Genomic DNA, 23,706 nt, shown 5'->3' with positions numbered 1-23,706 from the left:
CTAACAGACACCCAATCGACATGCGAGGAAAGCGTTATGCGTTATCAAAAACTGGGCAATACCGGACTGTTCGTTTCTGAACTCTGCCTCGGCACCATGACCTTCGGCGGTGAAGGCGGCATGTGGGGCAAGATAGGTCAGCTCCAGCAAAGTGAAGCAGAACAGCTGGTGGGCCGCGCGCTGGATGCCGGGATCAACTTTATCGACACCGCGGACGTTTACTCGGAAGGGCGTTCGGAGGCGATCGTCGGCCAGGCGCTGAAAAACCTGAAAATTCCGCGCGAGAACGTGGTCGTCGCCACTAAAGTATTTGGCGAAACGGGAACGGCAGGAGTGAACTCGCGCGGCAGCTCGCGCTATCACATCATCAGCAGCGTGAAGGAGAGCCTGCGCCGCCTGCAGCTGGATCATATCGATCTCTATCAGCTGCACGGCTTCGACCCGGCCACGCCGATTGAAGAGACGCTGTATGCGCTGGATAACCTGGTGCAGCACGGCCACGTGCGCTATATCGGCGTCTCGAACTGGGCGGCGTGGCAGATTGCCAAAGCGCTGGGTATTTCCGAGCGCCTCGGGCTGGCGCGCTTCGCATCCCTCCAGGCGTATTACACCATCGCCGGACGCGATCTTGAGCGCGAGCTGGTGCCGATGATGCAGAGCGAAGGCGTCGGGCTGATGGTCTGGAGCCCGCTGGCGGGCGGCCTGCTGAGCGGAAAATATGGTCGCGACGGGCAGAGCGAAGCCGGTAGCCGCCGTCTGGAGTTTGACTTCCCGCCGGTGAACAAAGATCGCGCCTTTGACTGCGTGGACGTGATGCGCACTATCGCCGAAAGCAAGGGCGTCTCCGTCGCGCAAATCGCGCTGGCGTGGCTGCTGCACCAGAAAGCGGTGACCAGCGTCATCATTGGCGCGAAACGCGTTGAACAGCTGGACGACAACATTGCCGCCACCGGGATCCGCTTAAGCGAAGACGAGCTCAAACAGCTGGATGCGGTGAGCGCGCTGCCGCGAGAGTATCCCGGCTGGATGCTGGAGCGGCAGGGGGAGTATCGCCGCAATCAGCTCGCGCAGCAGTAACTCTCCGCATCAGGTATTTTTTAAATTTGTTTGCCCATCGGTACAGAAATCGGCGAAAGCGGCTTATTTCACTGAGCACGCTTTTGCCGATTCAACGATGGGCTGTGGCGGGAATCAGCAACCGTCTTTGCAGGTTGCCGCTGGGTTTTGCTCAAGGATTCTTACCAGCAGGGCTCGGGGTTCTCTCACGACATCTGTTCCAACTGACAGTACTTTGCCGTCCCGCTCTGCTGAATACTTCGCGACAACATCACCGAATGCATTTCGCTGCAGGGCGACCTCTTGTCCTGCTTTGACCGTGTCGCCGGGTTTAACGAAAACTTCCGCAAACCCACCCGTGGTCGCTCGTATTGAACTGATCGCATTACCAATATACGTTTTATTGCTGCTGGCGGTTGCGCCGATTTTGCCTTCAATCACCTTGTAATGAATCAGTACATTGAGGGCACCCTCTACACCCCGGGCAATCATATCCTGCTGGTAAATCCTCGGCTCTCCCGTCTCGGCCGTTATCGCCGGGATACCATTTTGAATAAAGGTGGTTTCCATTGAGCCGGCTTCGCCGGGATCTTTCTTAATTTGATCGGCCGGAAAAAGTTCTGCAATCGTCCGGGCATCCGCATTGCGGTAGTCGGCATAAATGAACAGCGGATAAGCCGTTCCGGTAGACTGGGTGTGGTAGTCAATCGCCAGGTCGACATTTCCTTTGTAAACCTTATTCCACATCATCCATGCCTGACGCTCGGCAGGGTTACCCGTTTCTTTTCCTGGATGCACGCGGTTGTAGTCGATCGTCTCACCCCCATCGGTTGAAACGGACCATGTCCGGGAGACCCTTTCAAGTCCAGAACGGTTTGGACCTATAATGCCAATAACGCTGCCGTTCATTTTTGCGGGGTCCAGTTGTTCCATCACTTTTTGTACGATGCGCACTCCGTTTAGCTCATCCCCGTGAACGCCCGCCTGCAGCAGAACGTTCTTCCCGTCCGTTTTCCCTTTTGCCACCATGATGGGGACATACCAGCGCTGTCCTGTTCCTGTCTCAACCCCCTCGAACATGAAGCGATGCTGTCCTGCTGTCAGGTCTGATACATCCAGAGTCGAGATAACCGGCACTCCCTGCACCTTATCACCCGTATACACCGTTGCCGCGTGAGTCATTGAGCATGGCAACGCTAAGCTGAGAGCGAATGCGATACGGCTAGTAGATATCTTCATGAGCGTCATTTTCCATTTGATAGGGTTGAGATTTTTATTTTTCGGCCTGGGCCGTGGTTCGTGCTCATTAAGTTAATAGTGATTTTATGAGGCCAGCCAGCGGCACGATCGGGAAATGTGATTTTGCATAGGCTAACGCACCGGCCTCAATAACAGGGTTTGCGCGATTCATTTTTCCTGCCCGGCGTCTTCTTTCTAACCTATCTCACAAAAAACGATCCTCCGCTTTGATCGACATGCCATCTTCGCCTATATGACTAGTCATGAAATTTTAAATGACTAGTCATATAGGGAGGAAACATGAGCAATCAGCTGCCGGCCAACTTTTTATGGGGCAACTCGGTATCGAGCATGCAGACGGAAGGGGCCTGGAACGAGGGCGGGAAGGGGATGTCGGTGTACGACATTCGTGAGGCTGGGGAGAACATCTCCGACTGGAAAGTGGCGACCGACTCCTACCATCGCTACCGGGAAGATTTCGACCTGATGCAGGATCTGGGCATGAACTGCTACCGCTTCCAGATCTCCTGGAGCCGCGTCTGTCCGCAGGGTGACGGCGCGTTCAACGACGAGGGCATCGCGTTTTACGACCGCTTTATTGACGATCTCATCGCCCGCGGTATTGAGCCGATGATCTGCCTCTACCACTTCGATATGCCGCTGGCGCTGGCGCAGGAGTACAACGGCTTTAATGACCGCCGCGTAATGGACGCCTTTATCCGCTACGGTAAAAAGATGATCGACTGCTTTGGCGACCGCGTGAAGTACTGGCTGACCTTCAATGAGCAGAACATCTTCCATATGCCGGAAGCGTTTCGTATTTCCGGCTACATGAAAGGCGATCAAACCCTGCGCGAGCTGTACGAGCTGCAGCATCACACCATGGTGGCGCACATGGCGTTGACCGAATACCTGCACCAGACAAAACCGGGCCAGCTGATGGGCGGCATGCTGGCGCACCAGCTGGTTTACCCGGCCACCTGCAAACCGCGCGATATCTTCTGCGCCCAGCAGTATGACGAGTTCCTCAACCAGAACCTGCTGCGCGTCTTTGCCGGGCAGGGCTACAGCCCGGCGGTGATGGCGGTGGTGGAGCAGGAAGGCTTTGGTGATATCTACCGTGCCGAAGATTTAGCGCTACTGGCGCGCACCAGAAACGACTATATGGCCTTCAGCTACTACGCCAGCAAAACGCTGGACAGCGATGCGATCCCGGAAGGCACGCCGGTCAACTATTACCTGCTGCACGGCGAGAAAAATAACCCCTACCTGAAAGCCACCGAGTGGAACTGGCAGATCGACCCGCTCGGTTTTCGCACCATCATTACCCGCTACGCCAACGACTGGCGCATGCCGGTCTTCCCGATTGAAAACGGCATTGGCGTAATTGAGTCCTGGGATGGCGTCAACCCCATCGAGGATACCTACCGCATCGACTACCACCGGGCGCACATCGAGGCGATGAAAGCGGCGATATTCGAGGATGGGGCAGAGGTCATGGGCTACCTCGGCTGGGGGTTAATCGACATTCTCAGCTCCCAGGGCGACATGCGTAAGCGCTATGGCGTGGTCTACGTCAACCGGGAAAACCACGACCTGAAAGACCTCAGGCGCGTGCCGAAGAAGAGCTACGCGTGGTTAAAACAGGTTATCCATACCAACGGACGCGAGATGTAAGCCGTACGCTGCCGGGCCGTTTTTGTGACTGATTGATGGGAACACGCCGCTATGTCTGAAACAAAAATCACACCGCATATGCAGTCCTTTGTCGATAAGTTTGTTGAGTTCTCGGCGCGCCTGGCAAACCAGGTGCACCTGCGCTCCCTGCGCGACGCCTTCGCCACGGTGATGCCGATTTTCATCCTCGCCGGCCTGGCGGTGCTGGTGAACAACGTGGTGTTTCCGTGGATTTTTCACGGCGATACGCTGGCACACTTCAAAGTGTGGGGCGAGGCGATTATCAACGGCACGCTTAACATCGCCGCGCTGCTGCTGGCCCCGATGATCGCCTGGTCACTGGCGCGCAACAAAGATTTCGACAACCCGGTTTCGGCAGTGGTTATCGCCGTCAGCAGTTTTATCATCATGATGCCGATGCGCTTACAGGTTACGCCCGTTGGCAGCGACGCCGCGGTGAACGTCACGCAGGTGCTGACCTTCGCCAATATCGGCTCCACCGGGATTTTCGCCGGGGTGCTGATTGGGCTGCTCTCAACGGAAGTGTTTATCGCGATTTCGCGCCTGAAGGCGCTGCACATATCGCTCGGGGAAAATGTGCCCCCAGCGGTCAGCAAATCCTTTACCGCGCTGATCCCAACGATCCTCACGCTCTCCCTGTTCGCGGTGCTGGCGGCCGTGCTGGCAAACGTGCTGCACACGGATCTGATCCATCTCATTACCACCTTTATCCAGCAGCCGCTGCGGCTGATCAACACCAGCCTGCCGGGGACGATTTTCATCTACAGCTTCGGCAACTTCCTGTTCACGCTCGGTATTCATCAGTCGGTGGTCAACAGCGTGGTGCTGGAGCCGTTCCTGCTGATCAACACCAACGAGAACATGCTGGCCTTCGCCAACGGCCAGCCCATTCCGCACATCATCAACAACATCTTCGTGCCGACGTTTGGCATGGTGGGCGGAACCGGCAGCACGATCTCGCTGCTGATTGCGATATTTATCTTCTCGCGCCAGCAGTCGGCGAAGCAGGTAGCGCGCCTGTCGCTGGCGCCGGGCCTGTTCAACATCAACGAGCCGGTGATCTTCGGCCTGCCGATTGTCTTTAACCTGCCGCTGATGATCCCGTTTGTGCTGTTGCCCGCCATCGGCATTTACTTCGCCTGGCTCTGTACCACGCTGGGATTCATGTCGCGCTGCGTGGTGATGATCCCGTGGACCACGCCGCCGATTCTCAGCGCCTGGCTGGCGACGGCAGGGGACTGGCGGGCGGTGGTAGTGCAGTTGGCAATCATCGTATTTGGTGTATTCTTCTACCTGCCTTTCCTCAAGATTGCCGAGCGAGTGGCGTTGAAAAACAGCGGGATAGAAAACTAACTGTAAGGAAGGACGATGGCGGCGAAGTACATCACCATAGCGCGGGAAATCAAGAAACGCATTATCAGCCAGCAGTACGCCGCCAATGAACCGCTCCCGGACCAGTTTGCGCTGGCGGCGGAGTTCAGCACCAGCCGGATGACCATCCAGCAGGCGATGCGCCAGCTGATCGTCGAAGGGCTGGTCTATACCCGCCAGGGGCAAGGGACGTTCATCCGCAAAAACTTCCTCCAGCTCTCGCAGTGGGATCTCTCCGGCAGCGACTATTTCGGTGCCACCAAAACCTGGGCACATCTGGGCACGGTCACGAGCCAGGTGGTGCATTTTGAACTGCGCTTCCCGAACGAAAAAGAGCAGGCGTCGCTGATGATTAACGCCGATGCGCCCGTCTATGACTTTATTCGTCTGCGCTTATTAAACGGCGAACCCATGTCGCTGGATTCCACGGTGATGCCGATGAATCTGGTGCCGGGCCTGACGAAAAGCCATCTTGAAGGTTCGGTGTTCCAGTACGTGCAGGAGACCCTGGGGCTGAAAATTATGGGGTCATACCGGGTGGTGCGGGCGCTAAAGCCCAGCGCGCTGGACAGAGAGCATCTGGTCTGTGAGGAAACCGATCCGGTGCTGGAGGTGGAGCAGGTCATTTATCTGGAAGATGGCACCGCGCTGGAGTATGCCCACTGCCACTATCGGTACGACCACGGCGGGATTGTTATCGTGAATAACGGATAAAAAAAAGCGGGCCTTGAAGCCCGCTTTTTTGATGCGCGTGATTAATTCAGACGCACCGGCATACCGGAACGGTTCTGAATCGCCTGGTCGACGATGGTGGTTTCCACGTCAGGCTGAGAGGTCACGGACTGCACCGCGCTGTTCAGCGTAATCGGCACGATCTCGTTGTTGTTGATCTGGTCTTCGCTGGTGGACAGCGGGTTGTGCACTTCGATGTAGCGGCTGCCGTCTGGCTCAGACGTCGCTTTCACCGGTTCGTTGATGAACTGCACGCGCGTACCGACCGGCACGTTTTCGAACAGGAACTTGATATCGTCGTTACGCAGACGCACGCAGCCGTGGCTTACGCGCAGACCGATACCGAAGTTGGCGTTGGTGCCGTGAATCGCATACAGACGACCAATGTACAGAGCATACAGACCCATCGGGTTATCCGGGCCGGCTGGCACAACGGCTGGCAGCGGTTCGCCCGCAGCGATGTATTCCGCGTGCATTTTGGCGGTTGGGGTCCAGGTTGGGCCCGCTTTCTTACGTTCAACTTTGGTGGTCCAGTTCAGCGGGGTATCTTTGCCCAGCTGGCCGATACCGATTGGCAGCACGATAACGGTGTTGGTGCCTTTCGGGTAGTAATACAGACGCATTTCGGCGCTGTTGATCACGATACCTTCATGAACGGTATCCGGCAGGATCAGCTGCTGAGGAATATTCAGCACGGTACCTGCTTTCGGCAGGTACGGGTCAACGCCCGGGTTCGCTTCCAGCATGTTAGACAGGCCCAGCTGGTACTGCGCGGCGAAATACTCCAGCGGCTGAGAGTTACCCTCAGGCACCGTCACCACCTGGTTTTGACCCACCAGACGGCTTCCGTCGGTCGGCAGGGGATACGTCACCGCAGACGCGGTCTTACAAAAACCTACTACGGCTAACGCCGCCGCAAAAAGCGCTGTTAATTTCATGTTCATGTTGTGCGAGGTATCTAAGCCATTCAGGCGATGAGTTGATAAGTCTGAATCTGTGATGGGAGCGCATTATATGTGCATTCCCGCTAACAGGGAATTCAGATGTGTACGAAATCACATTTTTTTCGATTTTGTTAAAGTTTAGTGGATTGCCGCAACACGGGATCTCAATTCGGAATTGTGGCATAATGCCGTGTTTATCACACTTTTCGCAGGAATCTCCCCGTGTTAGTTACCAGCAACGTCACTATGCAGTTTGGCAGTAAGCCGCTGTTCGAAAACATTTCCGTCAAATTTGGCGGCGGCAACCGTTACGGCCTGATTGGTGCCAACGGTAGCGGAAAATCCACCTTCATGAAGATCCTCGGCGGCGATCTGGAGCCGACCCTCGGCAACGTCTCGCTCGACCCTAACGAGCGTATCGGTAAGCTGCGTCAGGATCAGTTCGCCTTCGAAGAGTTCACCGTGCTGGACACCGTGATCATGGGGCACGCGGAGCTGTGGGAAGTGAAGCAGGAGCGCGATCGCATCTACGCGCTGGCCGAAATGAGCGAAGAAGATGGTTATAAGGTGGCCGATCTGGAAACGCAGTACGGCGAGATGGACGGTTACTCTGCTGAAGCGCGTGCGGGCGAGCTGCTGCTGGGCGTCGGCATTCCGGTTGAACAGCATTACGGCCCGATGAGCGAAGTTGCGCCAGGCTGGAAGCTGCGCGTGCTGCTGGCCCAGGCGCTGTTCTCTAACCCGGACATCCTGCTGCTCGACGAACCAACAAACAACCTGGACATCGACACCATCCGCTGGCTGGAGCAGACGCTCAACGACCGCGACAGCACCATGATCATCATCTCGCACGACCGTCACTTCCTGAACATGGTCTGTACGCACATGGCGGATCTGGACTACGGCGAGCTGCGCGTGTATCCGGGCAACTATGACGAGTACATGACCGCCGCCACCCAGGCGCGCGAGCGTCTGCTGGCGGACAACGCCAAGAAGAAAGCGCAGATTGCGGACCTGCAGTCCTTCGTTAGCCGCTTCAGCGCTAACGCCTCTAAGTCGCGTCAGGCGACCTCGCGTGCGCGTCAGATCGACAAAATCAAGCTGGAAGAGGTTAAAGCCTCCAGTCGTCAGAACCCGTTTATCCGCTTCGAGCAGGATAAGAAGCTGTTCCGTAACGCGCTGGAAGTGGAGGCCCTTACCAAAGGCTTCGATGAAGGCCCGCTGTTTAAAAACTTCAACCTGCTGCTGGAAGTGGGCGAGAAGATTGCCATTCTGGGCGCCAACGGCGTGGGTAAATCCACCATGCTGAAAACCCTGGTCGGCGAACTGCAGCCGGACAACGGCACCGTGAAATGGTCCGAGAACGCGCAGATTGGCTACTACGCGCAGGATCATGAGTACGAATTCGAAAATGACCTGACCGTCTTCGACTGGATGAGCCAGTGGAAGCAGGAAGGCGACGACGAGCAGGCGGTGCGCAGCATCCTGGGCCGTCTGCTGTTCAGCCAGGACGACATCAAAAAGCCGGCTAAAGTGCTCTCCGGTGGCGAGAAAGGCCGCATGCTGTTCGGCAAGCTGATGATGGAAAAACCAAACATCCTGGTGATGGACGAACCGACTAACCACCTGGACATGGAATCGATCGAATCGCTGAACATGGCGCTGGAGATGTATCAGGGCACCCTGATCTTCGTCTCTCACGACCGTGAGTTCGTCAGCTCGCTCGCAACCCGCGTGATCGAGATTACGCCAGAGCGCGTGGTGGACTTCACCGGTAACTACGAAGATTACCTGCGCAGCAAAGGTATCGACGGCTAAAAAAAGCCCGGTGGCGCTTCGCTTACCGGGCCTACGGGTGACTTTGTAGGCCGGGTAAGGCGAAGCCGCCACCCGGCAATGTTCAGAGCACCCACTCACTCCTTTCAACCCCGTTCACCCGCAGCGTACGTTTTTCCCCCGCCGGTAATGATACCTTCAGCGCCTTCCACGCCGGACGATAGTCGCCGCGCGCGTTCACCTTCAGGTTTATGGTTGCGCCATCGCACACCATCTCCCATTCCACCCACAGCGCATTGCCGTTCAGGTAGCCCCAGCTTTCACCGTCGTCTTCAAACAGCAGCCCCGAGGTTGTGCCGACGCCTTTCACCGGGAACAGCTTCAGCTCGCGGGTCGTATCTTTTTCGGCACTCACATGCGTGATGCGCTCGCTCAGAGGCAGACCGGCCCCGGCGCGCACCAGCAGCGGCAGTTTTTCCAGCGGCGCATCGAGGACGATGGATTGCCCGCCCGCATACCACGCGTGGGTGTAAAAATCGTACCAGCCCGTTTCGTTATCCGGCAGCCAGACCCGGCGCTCGCGCTGCCCGGCTTCGACGACGCTGGCGACCAGCAGGTCGCGGCCCAGCAGGAAGTCGTCGCACTCTTTGAAGGTTTGCGCGTCGTGCTCGTGGTCGAGGAAGGTCGGGCGCAGCATCGGCTCGTCGTCGGCGTGCGCCTGCCAGAGCAGGGTGTAGAGATACGGCAGCAGGCGGTAGCGCAGCTCAATCGCGCCGCGAATGGCAGGCGTGACGCCCGGATACATCCACGGCTCGTTCACCGTGTGGTCATCGTTCCACGAGTGAATGGTAAAGCGCGGGTGCATCACGCCGTTCTGCACCCAGCGCACGAACAGCTCGGCGTCCGGCTTGTCGCCGGAGAAACCGCCGACGTCATGGCCGACGTTGAACAGCCCGGACAGGCTCATGCCCAGCCCCATGCGGATGTTATAGCGCAGGGTGTCCCAGTTGGTGCGGTTGTCGCCGCTCCAGGTCTGGACGTAGCGCTGCATCCCGGCGCAGCCGGAGCGGGAGATGAGATACGGACGCTTTTCCGGCGCAAAGCGCTGCTGCGCTTCCAGCGAGGCGCGCATCATCAGCAGCGGCATCACCGGGCGAATATGCTTGATGGCGATCTCCTTGCCGAAGCCAAAGCAGCGGGCTTCCCCGTCCCACACTTCATATTCGTTATTGTCGTTCCAGGTGGAGTCGATGCCCATCTCCAGCAGCTGCGTGGTGACGCCGTTCTGCCACCACTGCACCGTCTGCGGGTTGGTAAAGTCGAGGTGTGAGCCTTCGTCATCCCAGAAGCTGGAACGTTCGGGTGCATCGGTTTCTGAATCGCGAATGAACAGACCGCGTTCAGCCGCTTCGCTGTAGCGCGGATGGTCCTGCAACAGGCACGGCTTGATGTTAGCCGCAAGCTTCAGTCCCGCGTCGTGGAAGGCCTGGCTCATCACCTTCGGCTGCGGCACCTTGTCATAGTTCCAGTTGAAGACGTAGCGCTTGCCGTTGATGGAGGTATAGCCGGAGGAGAGCTGGAATGAGTCGCACGGAATGGCGTGCTCTTCGCACAGGCGGATAAAGTTCATCAGCTGGTTCTGGGCGTCCGGCGCGTCGGTGTAGTGCATGGTTGAGCCGCTGTAGCCCAGGCTCCATTTCGGTCCGAACAGCGTCTTACCTGTGAGGCGCACGAAGGATTTGGTGACGTCCAGCACGCGCCTGCCGGTAAAGATATAGTAATCGATATCGCCCGCTTCCGCCTGCCAGCGGCGATAGGCGGTGTGGTAGTTGTCGATCTCGTTACCGAGATCCAGCCAGCAGCTGCTCAGGTTGTCGTAGAACAGGCCGTAGCTCACGTCGTCGCGGCGGGTGAGGGTGAACGGAATGTGCTTGTACAGCGGATCGGTGCTGGCGGCGTTGTATCCCATCGCGTCGAGGTTACGCATCTCGTAGCGTTTACCGTTGCGCTGCAGATCGCCCGCTTTCTCGCCCAGGCCGTAGAAACGCTCGTCCTTGCGGCGGCTGAGGTAGTGCGCCACGCCGTCGCCGTGGGCGTTCAGCAGGTAGGCGCTGGTGGGACGGTCGTTGACCAGCGGCTGCCACTCGCCCGCGTCATTGCGGTAGTGCCACTCCAGCCACAGCGGCTGGTGGACCGTCACGCGCAGCTGCTCGGTTGCTACCGTTAACGTGTCCTCCTGCTGCGTCAGCGTCCAGGCGGGGCAGGAGAAGCCGCAGATATCGTCACGACGGCGACCTTCCCACGGCACGTCTTTTTCCGGTGCGATGCTCCAGGTGCGGTCCAGCGCCAGCTCGCCCTTGCGTTTGATCAGCACGCGGAACAGGTTCTCTTCCAGCACATACAGGCACAGGCGGTGCTGGCTATCGACCAGCAGTTCAAGATGGTTTGCCGACTGCGTATCAACGGTCCAGTTTTTCAGGGTTTTCATATGCAATACATCCACTATCAGGCGCGCTTGGCGCGACGTTCAGCAATAAATGCTACCACGAAGAGAGCGCCAATCAGGTCAAAGAAGCCCATGGCGATAAAGAGCGGGTTAAAGCCGATTTTGTCGGCGGTCACACCGATTAACAGCGAGAACAGGAAGCTGGCGATCCACGCCGCCGAGCCGCGCATGCCGTTGACGGTCGCCATCTGGCCTTTGTCGAACGACTCCACGACCAGGGCGCTGAGCATGCAGGAGATGATCTGGTGCCCGAAGCCGCCGATGGAGATCAGCACGATGGTGATATACGGGTCGCGGGTAATGGCGACGATGGCCAGCGAGATCATCAGGAACGCGCCGGTCACGGAGCTGGCGACAACCGAGTTCACGCGGGAGCAGCCGAACAGACGGGTGTACAGACGCGTCAGGTAGCCGCTTGCCACGCTGCCGAGGTCGGCGGCGAGGAACGGCAGCCAGGCAAACATCGCAATCTGCTTCAGGTCCATACCGTGCTCTTTGGCAAGGTACAGCGGCACCCAGAAGCTCAGCACCGCCCAGGCGGGTTCTGCCATAAAGGCAGGAATGGCGATACCGTAGAAACGTTTGTTTTTTGAAACGGTTTTCAGCGCGGTCAGGAAAGGCAGTTTGACCGGCGCCGGTTCGTTATCCTGCTTGATAAACGCCAGCTCGTCCTTGCTCAGGTTCGGGTGCTGCTCGGGATTGTGGTAGAACGCCCACCAGAGGATCACCCACAGCAGCGCCAGCACGCCGGTAAACATAAACGCCCCCTGCCAGCCGAACGAGGCGTGAGCAAAGTAGATGATAGGCGGAGCCAGCATTGCGCCGATGGAGAAGCCCACGCCCGCCCAGCCGGCGGCAACGGGACGCTCTGATTTCGGGAACCATTCGCCGATGGTTTTGGCGTTCGCCGGGGTGGCAGCGGCTTCTGAAGCCCCCATAAAGAAGCGCAGTATGGCCAGGTGCAGCCAGCTTCCGGCGCCCGCGTGGAAAATACACATCAGCGCCCAGATCCCGGCGCAGACCATAAAGCCAATCTTCAGGCCAATGACGTCAATCAGCCAGCCGCACAGGGGCTGGAAAATGGTATAGGCGATCTGGAAGGCGCCAACGATCCAGGAGTACTGCTCGGTGGTGATCCCGAGGCTCTCTTTTAGCTCCGGAGCGAGAATACCTAAGGAATTTCGGGTGATGTAGTTAACGGTGACGCCCAGCAAAAACAGCACCAGCACGTACCAGCGCAGGTTCTTGATGACGCGACGGGTTTTGCTTGTCGCAATGGTGTTATTGATGTCCTGACTCATTTTACTCTCCACAAGACGGACGGTAAGGGGACGGAGGTTCAGGTGTCACACAGATTGTTATGCCTTTGATTTCTATCCGCTTATAATGCTTAAGTTGCTATACAACTAGTATGGAAGCTGTGTGACAAGTTCACCTTAAGGAAGAAAATGAGTGGGCAAAAGTGGATTTTGTGCAAAATTTCTCATAACCGACGAAAACACTCTGGCATGATGGCATTCATGCCAGTTATTGCCTGACAAACACGCTATGAAAATTTTTTCATTTCGCAAATGGAGCCAGATCACAAAATGGACAAAAGGCTAAAAATCACCGAAATCGCGGCCCGCACGCAGCTCTCCATCAGCACCGTTTCGCGGGTGCTGGCGGGGAAAGCGAATACCAGCGAAAAAGCGCGCGCAAAGGTGCTGGCGTGCGCGCGCGAGCTGGGGGTAATGGACGGCATGGCGGCAGGGCGTCTGCTGCTTAACAGCCTGGTGGTTTTTGCCCCGCAGCGGGCGTTTGACGAGCGGTCCGACATCTTTTACTACCGCGTGATCCAGAGCGTGAGCAAAGCACTTGCCTCCCACGAGGTCCGGTTGCGCTACTGCGCGCTGGAGGAGAACGACAGCGACGCCCAGCTGTTTCTGGCGCGGATGAACGAGCCGGACACGCAGGCGGCCATTCTTCTTGGTATTGACGATCCGCATATCCACGATCTGGCGGTGGACGTGGGCAAACCCTGCATGCTGATTAACTGCCGCGACCGGCACATGCGTCTGCCTGCCGTTGCGCCGGATCACCGCGCCATCGGCGAGCGGGCGGCGGAGTACCTGTTCGAGATGGGGCACCGGGAGGTAATGAACGTGCTGTGCCTGCGGCGCTACACCATGGAGCAGCGCCTGTCGGGGATCCGCGACGCGTGGCAGTCCCACAACCTGGCGTTCAATGACAAGCGCGATCTGCTGGTGGTGCCGAGCTTCAGCGCCAGAGAGACGGAGCAGCTGGTGAGCGATTGGCTAAATCAGCAGCAGGGAAAAGACCTGCCGACGGCGTTCCTGGTTGGCGGCGACTTTATGGCGGCGGGCACCATCAGCGCCTTACAAAACCACGGCCTGCGCGTGCCGCAGGACGTCTCGGTGATGAGCATCGACGGCTTTAACCTGGCGGCGATTCAGGATGTTCCATTAACGGCCGTGCATGTTCCCCGCGATGAGCTGGGAACGGAAGCGGTACACATGCTCCAGCAGCGGCTCATGCGCCCGGACGCGCCGGTAGGCACATTGCTGCTGAACGGCACGCTGGCCGTGCGGGAATCGGTACGGCGGATACGTCAGGGGAAACGACGCACCGCCGTGGAGCGGGAAGGGCTGTACGACAGCTAGACCATGCCCAGCGCGCGTTTGCCGTGGATGTTGAGATCGTTCACGGTAAAGCGGTCCTGCCAGGTTTTTTCATAATCCTCGCGCGGGAAGTCTCCCGGCGACGCGCCGGTCTCCAGCGCTTCCTTGACCTTCTTCGCGTAGGCGAGGTTTTTCTCGCACATCGGTGCGGCGGGGATGTACATCACGTTGCCCCAGCCCTGCTGATCTTCCACCGGCGCGACGGAGTGGATCACATCGCAGTGCCACCACACCGAATCACCCGCCTCCAGCGCAGGAATGCTGGTCAGCGCCTCGATAAGCAGCGGGTGCCACTTCTCGGAAACCGGCAGCACGCGCCCAGGCGCCACGCCGCACAGCTCGTCTTCCGGCACGTCGTCCAGCAGCGGACGCAGCAGAATGTACGCCATTGCTTCCGGGATCGGCACCACGTGCAGCAGCCCCTGGCCGGGGATCATATCCGACAGCGCCGTCCAGCCCTGGAAGGTGCGGAACACCGAGCATTTGGTGGTGTTATCGACGGTATACTCTTCCACTTCGGTACGGTGCGCGGCGTTCCACGGATCGTACTTGTCGATGTTGCCGTCAAACACGCGGGCGAAAACCTGCTGGTATGCCGGCAGCAGCCAGCGCTCCAGCGCGCCGGAGTCGGTATGCGCGCCGAGTCCTTTCGAGGTGGTTCCCGGCGGACGGCGGCGGATACGATCCGGGTAAATCACGCTCACGTCCGGGTCGAACCACTGCTTGCCGTTGCTCTCGAACGTCCATAAGCGGTTCAGGAACGACTGCACCTGCGCCATTTCTTCGCTCTGGCGCGCCTGCATTTGCGCCTGCGACCAGTAGATCGGGTAAATCTCCGGACGAGAAGCGGTCAGGGTGCCGAAGAAGTTATCGCCTGGCCCTTTGTACACCTCATCAAACTTGTTCAGATCGAGGTAGTCGAGCATCGACTGATCCCACGCCAGCGCCTGCTCGCGCGGGAAGTGACCTTTAATCACCGCACAGCCGCGGCGCTTAACGGCCTCGCGCTGTGCGTCGGTAATCGTGCCGTTTTTCACATCGTTAAACGGAATCACCGGCCAGACGGATTCACCTTTATTTTTAAGGGCGTTAATTTCCGCCACGCGGGTGGCAATGCTGTCGCTGAGCTTGTTGAACACCGCCTGCACGTCACCGATCTGCGCGCGTAACTCACGTTTCAACTGACGGATTGCCGCTTTGTGATCCGCCGGCAAGGTTTCACTGGTAAAGGTCATAACTGCCTCGCATCTTTCATTCGAAAGTAAAAATGTCTACAAGTGATACTTTAAGTTAAAAATAAGTTAATGCAAGTTTAAAAACTTGACGTGCGCCACAGGACGGGAAAATGAGTGAGGGCGCCGGAGCAGGGCTCCGGCGAGAAGAGGATCAGGCGTCGAACGGGGGATGGTTGTCGAGCACGGCCTGAATGACGTTCAGCGCGCCATGATGGTTGTTGTCATCGGTGCTGTAGCGGCTGATTTCTTTGATGCTCTCTGCCGCGTTGCCCATCGCAAAGGAATATTTCACCAGCTTCAGCATCTCGGCATCGTTTCCGCTGTCGCCAATCGCCACGCACTCTTGCGGAGAAATTTTCCAGCGCTTCAGCAGACGGCTGATGCCGTTCGCTTTGTGCAGGCCGGGGATAATCAAATCGACAAAGCCAAAGCCGCTGGTGACCGGCTTCATGATGCCGTCCAGGGAGACGTGGAGTTTATCCACCAGATTAGGAATGTCGCTGTCCGGCAGGTTCAGGGAGAACTTAAACAGCACGTCGTCAATGTCGCGGTAATCGCTGATGCGCTTTAAGCGGTGGTAGTGCTTTGACATTAGCGCCACGAACGCGTCCGGCGCTTTATCGCTGACGTAGGCGCTCTCCAGCCCGCAGGCCACGAAGTTCAGCCCTTTGTCTTTCAGCAGTTCGCCAATCACGATCTGCGACTCATGGCGGGTCAGCTCGCCGTGAAAAATCTGCTCGCCGCGATCGAACACCAGCGCGCCGTTTTCCGCCACGAAAGAGATCCGATCTTTAAGCTCCGGAAAGAAGGAGATGAGCTGGTAATACTGGTTGCCGCTGGCGACAACAAATTCAATGTCGCGGGCTTTAAGCTGTTCAAACTGTGCCTGGAAGCGGTCACGATCGTACTGCTTGGCATCATCAAGGAAAGTTCCGTCCATATCGGTGACGATAACTTTAACGGTCATACTGTGCTCCTGGGTCACTGCGTTTTGAAACATTCTAATAACAAGGTGACGAGGAGCACAAATTTAATTTCGAATGAAAGTCAGAAAGCCGGGTGGCGGCTTCGCCTTACCCGGCCTACGGGGAGACTTTGTAGGCCCGGTAAGCGCAGCGCCACCGGGCGTTTTCTTACAGCGTATGCTCAGTACGGGCGATAATATCGTCCTGCGCATCCGGCGACAGGGCGGTGAAGAACGCCGAGTAACCCGCGACGCGCACCACCAGGTCACGATACTGGTCAGGATGTTTCTTCGCCTCCAGCAGCGTTTCGCGCGAGACGATGTTGTACTGGATATGCCAGCCCTTATGCACCTCGAAGAAGGTGCGCAGCAGCACCATTAGCTTCTGGCGATCGCTGTCGTTTTCCAGCGTTGACGGGTTCAGCTTCTGGTTCAGCAGCACGCCGCCGAGAATCGCTTCCGTCGGCAGTTTGCCCACCGAGCCAATTACCGCCGTCGGGCCGAGGTGGTCCGTACCCGAAGCCGGGCTGGCCCCTTCCGCCAGAGGGGTATGCGCCTTACGTCCGTCCGGCGTCGCCATCGTCGCCGCGCCAAACGGCACGTTCGCGGAGATGGAAGAGGTGCCCGCGTAGTAGTTACCGCCAATCGGGCCGCGGCCGTAGCGCGGGTTATGGTACTGCTTCAGCTCTTCAATGTAGGTCTGATAGGCGCGGGTCAGCAGCATATCCACGCTGTCGTCGTCGTTGCCGTACTTCGGCGCGCCGTTGATCAGGCGCTGACGCAGCTGCTCGTGGGTCAGCCCGTCGAAATCATCGGCCAGCGCCGCCGCCAGCTGCTGCTGGCCGATGACGCCCTGTTCGAACACCAGCTTCTTCACCGCCGCCAGGCTGTTGCCGAGGTTGGCGATGCCCACCTGCAGGCCGGACACCCAGTCATACTTCGCACCGCCCTGCTTGATGCTTTTCGCGCGCTCGATGCAGTCGTCCACCAGCGCCGAGCAGAGAATATCGTGGACGTTCTCTTCCAGCATGGTGTCCACCACATACTCAATCTCGATGGATTTGCGGGTGTAGTAGCGGATCTGGCTATCCCAGGCCGCCATCACCTCCTCGAAGTTGTCGAAGTTACCGGCGGAGAGGGCTTTCTCCTGTGGCAGGAATACCTTGCCGCTGGTGGCGTCGCGGCCGCCTTCCAGCGCGGCCAGCATCACGCGGGCGAAGTTGATGAAGCTCATGCCGGTGCAGCGATAGCCCCACTTGCCGCCCACCGCGGTTTCGATACAGCCAATGGCCGCGTAGTCGTAGGCGTCGTCGCGCTCAACGCCGAGCTTGATGAATTCCGGAATGACGATTTCATCGTTGTTGAACGCCGGCATCCCGAAGCCGCAGCGGATCACCTGCACGCAGGCGTCGAGGAAGTCGTTGCTCATGCCCGCGTGGTAGCGCACGCTCAGGTTCGGCTGGGTGGAGCGCAGGCGACCGCAGGATTCCAGAATCGCGTACGAGAGCGGGTTCACCGCGTCCATCGGCTCACCGTTGACCAGCTTCTGGCCGCCGATGGTGACGTTCTGGTACAGCGGGCTACCGGCGGAAGCCTTCGAGTGCGAGCCGGAGCGGATCTTGTTCACTTCCAGCAATTTCAGCCAGCAGCTGTGCAGCAGCTCGATGGCGTGCTCGCGGTCCAGGCTCTGGTTCAGCTCCACGTCGCGGCGGTAGTACGGATAGAGATACTGGTCCATACGCGCGAAGGAGACGGAGTGGCCGTTGGACTCAATCTGCAGGATCAGCTGAATGAAGTAGCACAGCTGCAGCGCCTGCCAGAAGGTTTTTGGCGGCTCGTGGGCGATTACGTCACAGTTTTCCGCCATTGCCAGCAGCTCGTCGCGGCGGCTTACGCGGGTTTCGGTCGCGGCCATTTCACGCGCCAGGTCGGCAAAGCGTTTGATGTGCAGGCTCACCGCTTCCAGCACGATATCGATCGCCTTCAGGAACTGGTCGCCGTGCAGGTCTTCCAGCACCGTCAGGTTGATGCGCGAGCGGCGCTCGGCCACTTTGGCGCGCAGGCCGTCGAGACCTTTCTCCAGCACCAGAGGGAAGTTCACCGCCAGGTGCGCGTCGCCGGAGGTCATGTTGCCTTCGGCTTTGATGATGCCGGTTTCCAGCAGGCCTTTCTGCTCGTCGGTGAACATGCCGTAGCAGCGGTCCTGCACCGTCTGGCCGCGCCACCACGGGCAGATTTCATGCAGCACGCGCTTGTTCTCTTCGCTCACCGCAAAGCCCGCGCCCGGACGGTCCGCCAGGTCGTCAATCTCTTTCTCAATCCAGGAGACGGTGTATTCCGGGAAGATCGGCGCGGCGCGCACTTCGCTGGCCTGGTTCCCGATGATCAGCTCGTCGTGCTTGATCCAGATGGTACGCTCGGCCAGGTGATGCGCCAGCGCCAGGGCGCGGCGCACCGGGATCGGCTTGTCCATGTGCTGCTGGTACATTTCGGTGTAATGCTGCGCGCGCTCGGTACAGACCGGCGGCTTCACGATATGCACCAGGGCCGTTTTGTGCGCCTTAATGCGCTCGCTGAGGGTGTTGAGATTCAGGGTGGTCATAGGTTTATCCTCGTAAGGTCGCGGTTAACCCTTTCTGGCAGGCGTACTGCTGCGCGAAGTCCAGCAGGGCAGGGTTATCCAGCGGTTTGTCAGGGGCAGAGTAGGGTTGGCCGAGCAGGGTGTATTTGTTCATGCCCAGCGTGTGATACGGCAGAAAATGAATATCGTGGACGCCGAGTTCATCGGCAGCGAAGTTGGTAATGGCGGTGATGGAGGCTTCATCCGCGTTGAAGCCCTGGATCAGCGGCACGCGGATGGTGATCGTTTTCCCGGCGGCGGCCAGGCGTTTCAGGTTGTCCAGGATGCGCTTAGCCGAACCGTCCGTCCACTGCTTGAACACGTCTCCGTCGACATGCTTCAGGTCGGCGAGGAACAGATCGACGTAGGGTAATGACGGCTCGATATAGTGCCACGGCACGTGAAGGCAGGTTTCGACGGCGGTGTGGATACCCTGTTCGTGGCTGGCCTTGAACAGGGCGTGCGCCAGCTCCGGGTTCATAAACGGCTCGCCGCCGGAGAGGGTGATCCCGCCGCCGCTGCGGTCATAAAAAGATTTATCGCGCAGTACGGTCGCCATGATCTCCTCGACCTGCTGTTCTTCGCCGCAAACGGTCAGCGCCTGCGTCGGGCAGCAGTCGGTGAGGGCATCAAGCGTCTCTTCACTCAGCTTTTCGCGGTGGATGACCAGGCCATTCAGCGCGCGTTCGATGCAGCCCGGGGCCGCCTGCTGGCACAGGTCGCAGCCGTCCAGGCACAGACGCGCATCAAACAGCACGTCCCGGCTGCGGGAGCGGCTTTCCGGGTTCTGGCACCAGCGACAGCCCAGCGAGCAGCCTTTCAGGAACACCACGGTACGAATTCCGGGGCCGTCGTGGGTAGAGTAACGCTGAATATTGAAGATCATGTTTTTCGCCTCTCATCTTGCATATGAAGATTAAATTACTTTCGAATGAAAGTTATCTTGATGCAGGTCAACTCTTGAGCAGGTTTTGTCGTGATAGGGTAAGTGCAGGCTAATTTTGAGGGTGACATCATGGAACTTTATCTCGACACATCTGACGTTGCGGCAGTCAAAAAGCTGGCGCGTATCTTCCCGCTGGCGGGCGTGACCACCAACCCAAGCATCGTTGCGGCCGGTAAAACGCCGCTCGACGAACTGCTGCCCGCGCTGCACGACGCGCTGGGCGGTAAAGGCCGTCTGTTCGCGCAGGTGATGGCGACCACCGCCGAAGGGATGGTGGAAGACGCGCGTAAGCTGCGCGCAATCATTAACGATCTGGTGGTGAAAGTGCCGGTGACCGCAGAAGGGCTTGCGGCGATCAAGATGCTGAAGGCGGAAGGGATCCCGACCCTGGGCACGGCGGTCTACGGTGCCGCGCAGGGGATGCTGTCCGCGCTGGCGGGGGCGGAGTATGTGGCCCCTTACGTTAACCGCGTGGACGCGCAGGGCGGGGACGGGATCCAGACCGTGGTGGAATTACAGCAGCTGCTGACGCTGCATGCCCCGCAGTCAAAAGTGCTGGCCGCGAGCTTTAAAACCCCGCGTCAGGCGCTGGACTGCCTGCTGGCAGGCTGCGAGTCCATCACGCTGCCGCTGGACGTGGCGCAGCAGTTTATTACCTCTCCGGCGGTAGACGCAGCGATTGTGAAGTTTGAGCAGGACTGGCAGGGGGCGTTTGGACGGACGTCCATCTGACGCGGTTGCCTGGTGGCGCTAACGCTTACCCGGCCTACGTTCGAGCCGTTGTAGGTCGGGTAAGGCGAAGCCGCCACCCGACTTTTTTACTGGCTACACACCTCACACCCCGGGTTACGCATCAGCTTCATCTCGCGGAACTGGCAGGTCATCGCGTCATACATCACGATTTTCCCCGCGGCGGGCGTGCCGTAATTCGTCAGCACCTTGATCGCTTCCATTGCCTGCAGTGAACCAATCACGCCGACGAGCGGCGCCATCACGCCCGCCTCAACGCAGGTCAGCGCATTCTCGCCAAACAGACGGCTCAGGCAGCGGTAGCAGGGTTCACCCTCGGCGTACGTGAAGACGCTGATTTGCCCCTCCATGCGGATCGCCGCCCCGGAAACCAGCGGGGTTTTGTGAGCAAAACAGCCCGCGTTGAGCTGATTACGGACGGTGACGTTATCGGTGCAGTCCAGGACCAGATCGTGCCGGGCAATCTGCGCGGAGAGCGCGTCGTCATCCAGCATTGCGTCAATCAGCGTGAACTGAACGTGGGGGTTGATACGCGCCAGCGCAGCCCTGGCGGATTCCACTTTCGGCAGGCCCACCGTCGCGTCACTGTGCAGCGTCTGGCGCTGCAGGTTGGACACCGACACGGTATCGAAATCCAGCAGCGTCATGCTTCCTACGCCCGCCGCGGCAAGGTACTGCGCGGCGGCGCAGCCCAGCCCGCCCAGCCCGACGACCAGCACGCTGGCCGCCTTGAGCGCTTCCTGACCTTCGAAATCAAACCCGCGCAGCACAATCTGGCGGTTGTAGCGCATCATCTCCGGGTCGCTCAGCTCCACCGTCATGTCAGCCTCCGAACAGGTGGTTAAAGCGCTCGACCTCAACCCATTCGCCGGCTTCCACGTTGCCGCGCTCGCGCTCCAGCACGATGAAGCAGTTGCCCAGACTGAAGGAGCTGAAAATGTGCGAGCCCTGATGTCCGGTGGTGCTCACTTCGAGCTCGCCGTCCGCACCGCGCGCCAGAATGCCGCGCTGGAAATCGAGACGGCCCGGTGATTTTTTCAGCCGCGTGGCGGCACGCACGCGCAGGCGTTCCGGCAGCGGGCTGGCCTTGTTGCCGGAAAGCTTCGCCAGCAGCGGGATCGCCAGCTGGTAGAAGGTGAGTGCCGCCGAGACCGGGTTACCCGGCAGGCCGCAGAACCAGCTGTGTGGAAGCTTGCCAAACGCGAACGGCTTGCCCGGCTTGATCGCCAGCTTCCAGAAGGCGATTTCGCCCAGCTCTTCAAGCAGGGTTTTGGTGTAATCCGCTTCGCCCACGGAGACGCCGCCGGAGCTGATGACCACGTCGGCGGATTTATCCGCCTCGATAAACGCCGCGCGCAGTTGTTCCGGATCGTCTGGAATAATGCCGAGGTTAATCACGTCGCAGCCCAGCTGCTCCAGCATCAGGTGTACCGCCAGGCGGTTGGTGTCGTAAATCTGGCCGTCCTGCAGCGGCTGGCCCGGAAGCTGCAGCTCGTCGCCGGTGGAGAAAACGGCGACGCGCACTTTGCGGATAACGTCAACTTCCGCGATGCCGAGCGAGGCCAGCACCGGCAGCTCCGCCACCGTCAGCCTTTGCCCGGCGGCAAAAACGGTCGCGCCGAGGGTAATGTCTTCGCCCGTGCGGCGGATGTTCTGGCCCGCTTTGACGCTGGCGGTAAAACGCATGCCGTCGTCGGTCTGTTCGGTCTCTTCCTGCATGACGACAGCGTCGCAGCCAGCCGGAACCGGCGCGCCGGTCATGATGCGCACGCAGGTGCCTGCAGGCCATTCCCCGCTAAACGGCTGACCCGCAAAGGCTTTACCCGCCACCGGCAGGGCGTTACCCGTCTGGAGATCCGCCAGGCGTACCGCGTAACCGTCCATCGCGGAGTTATCAAACCCCGGCACGTTGAGCGGGGAGACGATATCGCGTGCGGCAATACGGCCAAAACAGCGCACGAGGGGCAGCGTCTCAACGTCATGCAGCGGGGAAACTCGGTCAAGCATCTGCGTGAGTGCCGTCTCAAGCGGCATCAGTCCGGCGGTAAAATCCATGGTGGGCTCCTGCGGAGTAACAACGAAAGCGTCCATTATGGCAGAAAAGTGCGGCTAACTGTATGACCGGAGGGTGTACGCTTTACATCACTGTTACGTCTTTCTATATTCAAAAATCATCTGAAGTTTCGTCGACGATAATGATATTTATAGAAAAAGCCGCAAAACAGGCTAACGGGTGATGCGAATGGTTAAGGCGGTAATCGCAATTCATGGCGGGGCCGGGGCAATCACCCGTGCACAGCTCACTCCTGAGCAGGAAAAGCGCTACATCGACGCGCTGTACGCCATTGTCGAAACGGGCCAGAAAATGCTGGAAGCGGGCGAGAGCGCGCTGGACGTTGTCACCGAGGCGGTACGCCTGCTGGAGGAGTGCCCGTTATTTAATGCGGGGATCGGTTCGGTCTTTACCCGGGATGAAACCCACGAGCTGGATGCCTGCGTCATGGACGGTATCTCCCTGAAAGCGGGGGCCGTGGCAGGCGTCAGCCACCTGCGTAACCCGGTGCTGGCCGCGCGTCTGGTGATGGAAGAGAGCCCGCACGTGCTGCTGACGGGCGCGGGGGCGGAGAGGTTTGCCTTCGAACACGGAATGGAGCCGGTATCGCCCGATCTGTTTTCCACAGAGGCGCGCTATCAGCAGCTGCTGGACGCCCGTTCGGCGGGTATGACGCAGCTTGACCATACTGCGCCGCTGGATGAGCGCAGCAAAATGGGCACGGTCGGCGCGGTGGCGCTCGACAAAGCGGGCAACCTCGCGGCGGCAACCTCCACGGGCGGGATGACCAACAAGCTCCCCGGACGCGTGGGCGACAGCCCGCTGCCGGGCGCCGGCTGCTATGCCAATAACGCGACGGCGGCGGTGTCGTGTACCGGCACCGGGGAAGTCTTTATTCGCGCCCTCGCGGCCTACGACATTACCGCGCTGATGGATTACGGCGGTTTAAGCCTCAGCGAAGCCTGCGAGCGCGTAGTGATGGAGAAATTACCTGCCCTGGGCGGCGTCGGCGGGCTGATTGCGGTGGATCGTGAGGGCAACGTGGCCCTGCCGTTCAACAGCGAAGGTATGTACCGCGCCTGGGGCTATGCCGGTGATGAGCCGAGCACGGGGATCTATCGTGAATAAGGGGGCA

Annotated in this window: 18 protein-coding genes; 8 read left to right on the top strand and 10 right to left on the bottom strand. The window is 59.1% G+C overall.

The window, feature by feature from the left end:
* The first annotated feature begins 36 nt into the window (after positions 1-36).
* Complete coding sequence (locus FHC52_RS14325; RefSeq protein ID WP_126287682.1) at positions 37-1,077, top strand: aldo/keto reductase; 1,041 nt, start codon at positions 37-39, stop codon at positions 1,075-1,077.
* Between the two features lie 114 nt (positions 1,078-1,191).
* On the opposite strand, the gene FHC52_RS14320 is transcribed toward FHC52_RS14325, so the two are convergent.
* A complete protein-coding gene (locus tag FHC52_RS14320; RefSeq protein ID WP_008501182.1) occupies positions 1,192-2,295 on the bottom strand; it encodes a succinylglutamate desuccinylase/aspartoacylase family protein in 1,104 nt (367 codons plus the stop codon).
* Between the two features lie 300 nt (positions 2,296-2,595).
* On the opposite strand from FHC52_RS14320, the gene FHC52_RS14315 reads away from it, so the two are divergent.
* Genes FHC52_RS14315 through FHC52_RS14305 form a run of 3 tightly spaced genes read left to right on the top strand, consistent with a single transcriptional unit; the run spans position 2,596 to position 6,078 of the window.
* A complete protein-coding gene (locus FHC52_RS14315; RefSeq protein ID WP_008501183.1) occupies positions 2,596-3,972 on the top strand; it encodes a glycoside hydrolase family 1 protein in 1,377 nt (458 codons plus the stop codon).
* A 51-nt stretch (positions 3,973-4,023) separates the two neighbouring features.
* The gene (locus FHC52_RS14310; RefSeq protein ID WP_023292937.1) at positions 4,024-5,346 is read left to right on the top strand and encodes a PTS sugar transporter subunit IIC; all 1,323 of its coding nucleotides are present in this window, start codon (positions 4,024-4,026) and stop codon (positions 5,344-5,346) included.
* A 15-nt stretch (positions 5,347-5,361) separates the two neighbouring features.
* Positions 5,362-6,078, top strand: a complete 717-nt coding sequence (locus FHC52_RS14305) for a GntR family transcriptional regulator (RefSeq protein WP_058654708.1) — start codon at positions 5,362-5,364, stop codon at positions 6,076-6,078.
* A gap of 41 nt (positions 6,079-6,119) precedes the next feature.
* Here FHC52_RS14305 and ldtB read toward each other — a convergent pair whose 3' ends face one another.
* Positions 6,120-7,040 carry a L,D-transpeptidase gene (gene ldtB / locus FHC52_RS14300; protein WP_044596939.1) on the bottom strand — a complete coding sequence of 307 codons (921 nt, stop codon included), beginning with the start codon at positions 7,038-7,040 and terminating at the stop codon, positions 6,120-6,122.
* A 222-nt stretch (positions 7,041-7,262) separates the two neighbouring features.
* Between ldtB and FHC52_RS14295 the strand changes: the two genes are divergently transcribed.
* Complete coding sequence (locus tag FHC52_RS14295) at positions 7,263-8,858, top strand: ABC-F family ATPase (RefSeq protein ID WP_008501187.1); 1,596 nt, start codon at positions 7,263-7,265, stop codon at positions 8,856-8,858.
* A gap of 82 nt (positions 8,859-8,940) precedes the next feature.
* Here FHC52_RS14295 and FHC52_RS14290 read toward each other — a convergent pair whose 3' ends face one another.
* Positions 8,941-11,304, bottom strand: coding sequence for a TIM-barrel domain-containing protein (locus tag FHC52_RS14290; protein WP_220420124.1), 2,364 nt, complete (start codon positions 11,302-11,304; stop codon positions 8,941-8,943).
* 17 nt (positions 11,305-11,321) lie between these two features.
* A complete protein-coding gene (locus FHC52_RS14285; RefSeq protein ID WP_220420123.1) occupies positions 11,322-12,623 on the bottom strand; it encodes an MFS transporter in 1,302 nt (433 codons plus the stop codon).
* A 288-nt stretch (positions 12,624-12,911) separates the two neighbouring features.
* On the opposite strand from FHC52_RS14285, the gene FHC52_RS14280 reads away from it, so the two are divergent.
* Positions 12,912-13,985, top strand: coding sequence for a LacI family DNA-binding transcriptional regulator (locus FHC52_RS14280; protein ID WP_126287679.1), 1,074 nt, complete (start codon positions 12,912-12,914; stop codon positions 13,983-13,985).
* On the opposite strand, the gene FHC52_RS14275 is transcribed toward FHC52_RS14280, so the two are convergent.
* From FHC52_RS14275 to FHC52_RS14260, 4 genes are all read right to left on the bottom strand, one after another.
* Positions 13,982-15,238 carry a DUF1479 domain-containing protein gene (locus FHC52_RS14275; protein ID WP_126287678.1) on the bottom strand — a complete coding sequence of 419 codons (1,257 nt, stop codon included), beginning with the start codon at positions 15,236-15,238 and terminating at the stop codon, positions 13,982-13,984. The two genes, FHC52_RS14280 and FHC52_RS14275, sit on opposite strands and share 4 nt — an antisense overlap.
* A 151-nt stretch (positions 15,239-15,389) precedes the next feature.
* Positions 15,390-16,205: a Cof-type HAD-IIB family hydrolase gene (locus FHC52_RS14270; RefSeq protein ID WP_045352142.1), complete on the bottom strand. Its 816-nt coding sequence runs from the start codon at positions 16,203-16,205 to the stop codon at positions 15,390-15,392.
* Between the two features lie 166 nt (positions 16,206-16,371).
* Positions 16,372-18,804 (bottom strand): formate C-acetyltransferase/glycerol dehydratase family glycyl radical enzyme, encoded by a 2,433-nt coding sequence (locus FHC52_RS14265; RefSeq protein WP_126287677.1) that lies wholly within the window; start codon positions 18,802-18,804, stop codon positions 16,372-16,374.
* A gap of 4 nt (positions 18,805-18,808) precedes the next feature.
* Positions 18,809-19,708 (bottom strand): glycyl-radical enzyme activating protein, encoded by a 900-nt coding sequence (locus tag FHC52_RS14260; RefSeq protein WP_126287676.1) that lies wholly within the window; start codon positions 19,706-19,708, stop codon positions 18,809-18,811.
* Between the two features lie 129 nt (positions 19,709-19,837).
* Between FHC52_RS14260 and fsa the strand changes: the two genes are divergently transcribed.
* Positions 19,838-20,500 carry a fructose-6-phosphate aldolase gene (gene fsa, locus FHC52_RS14255; RefSeq protein WP_023326972.1) on the top strand — a complete coding sequence of 221 codons (663 nt, stop codon included), beginning with the start codon at positions 19,838-19,840 and terminating at the stop codon, positions 20,498-20,500.
* 86 nt (positions 20,501-20,586) lie between these two features.
* On the opposite strand, the gene moeB is transcribed toward fsa, so the two are convergent.
* Positions 20,587-21,339 (bottom strand): molybdopterin-synthase adenylyltransferase MoeB, encoded by a 753-nt coding sequence (moeB, locus tag FHC52_RS14250; RefSeq protein WP_063436335.1) that lies wholly within the window; start codon positions 21,337-21,339, stop codon positions 20,587-20,589.
* Between the two features lies 1 nt (position 21,340).
* Complete coding sequence (moeA, locus tag FHC52_RS14245) at positions 21,341-22,573, bottom strand: molybdopterin molybdotransferase MoeA (protein WP_023326974.1); 1,233 nt, start codon at positions 22,571-22,573, stop codon at positions 21,341-21,343.
* Positions 22,574-22,760: 187 nt separating this feature from the next.
* Between moeA and iaaA the strand changes: the two genes are divergently transcribed.
* The gene (gene iaaA, locus FHC52_RS14240) at positions 22,761-23,699 is read left to right on the top strand and encodes a beta-aspartyl-peptidase (protein ID WP_025912889.1); all 939 of its coding nucleotides are present in this window, start codon (positions 22,761-22,763) and stop codon (positions 23,697-23,699) included.
* The last annotated feature ends 7 nt before the right edge of the window (positions 23,700-23,706 follow it).

Origin of the sequence: Enterobacter sp. EC_64, from assembly GCF_019584165.1 — a bacterium.
Lineage (GTDB): Bacteria > Pseudomonadota > Gammaproteobacteria > Enterobacterales > Enterobacteriaceae > Enterobacter > Enterobacter roggenkampii.
Note: the sequence above shows the minus strand (reverse complement) of the source record. Positions and strands in the feature narration are given on the sequence as shown.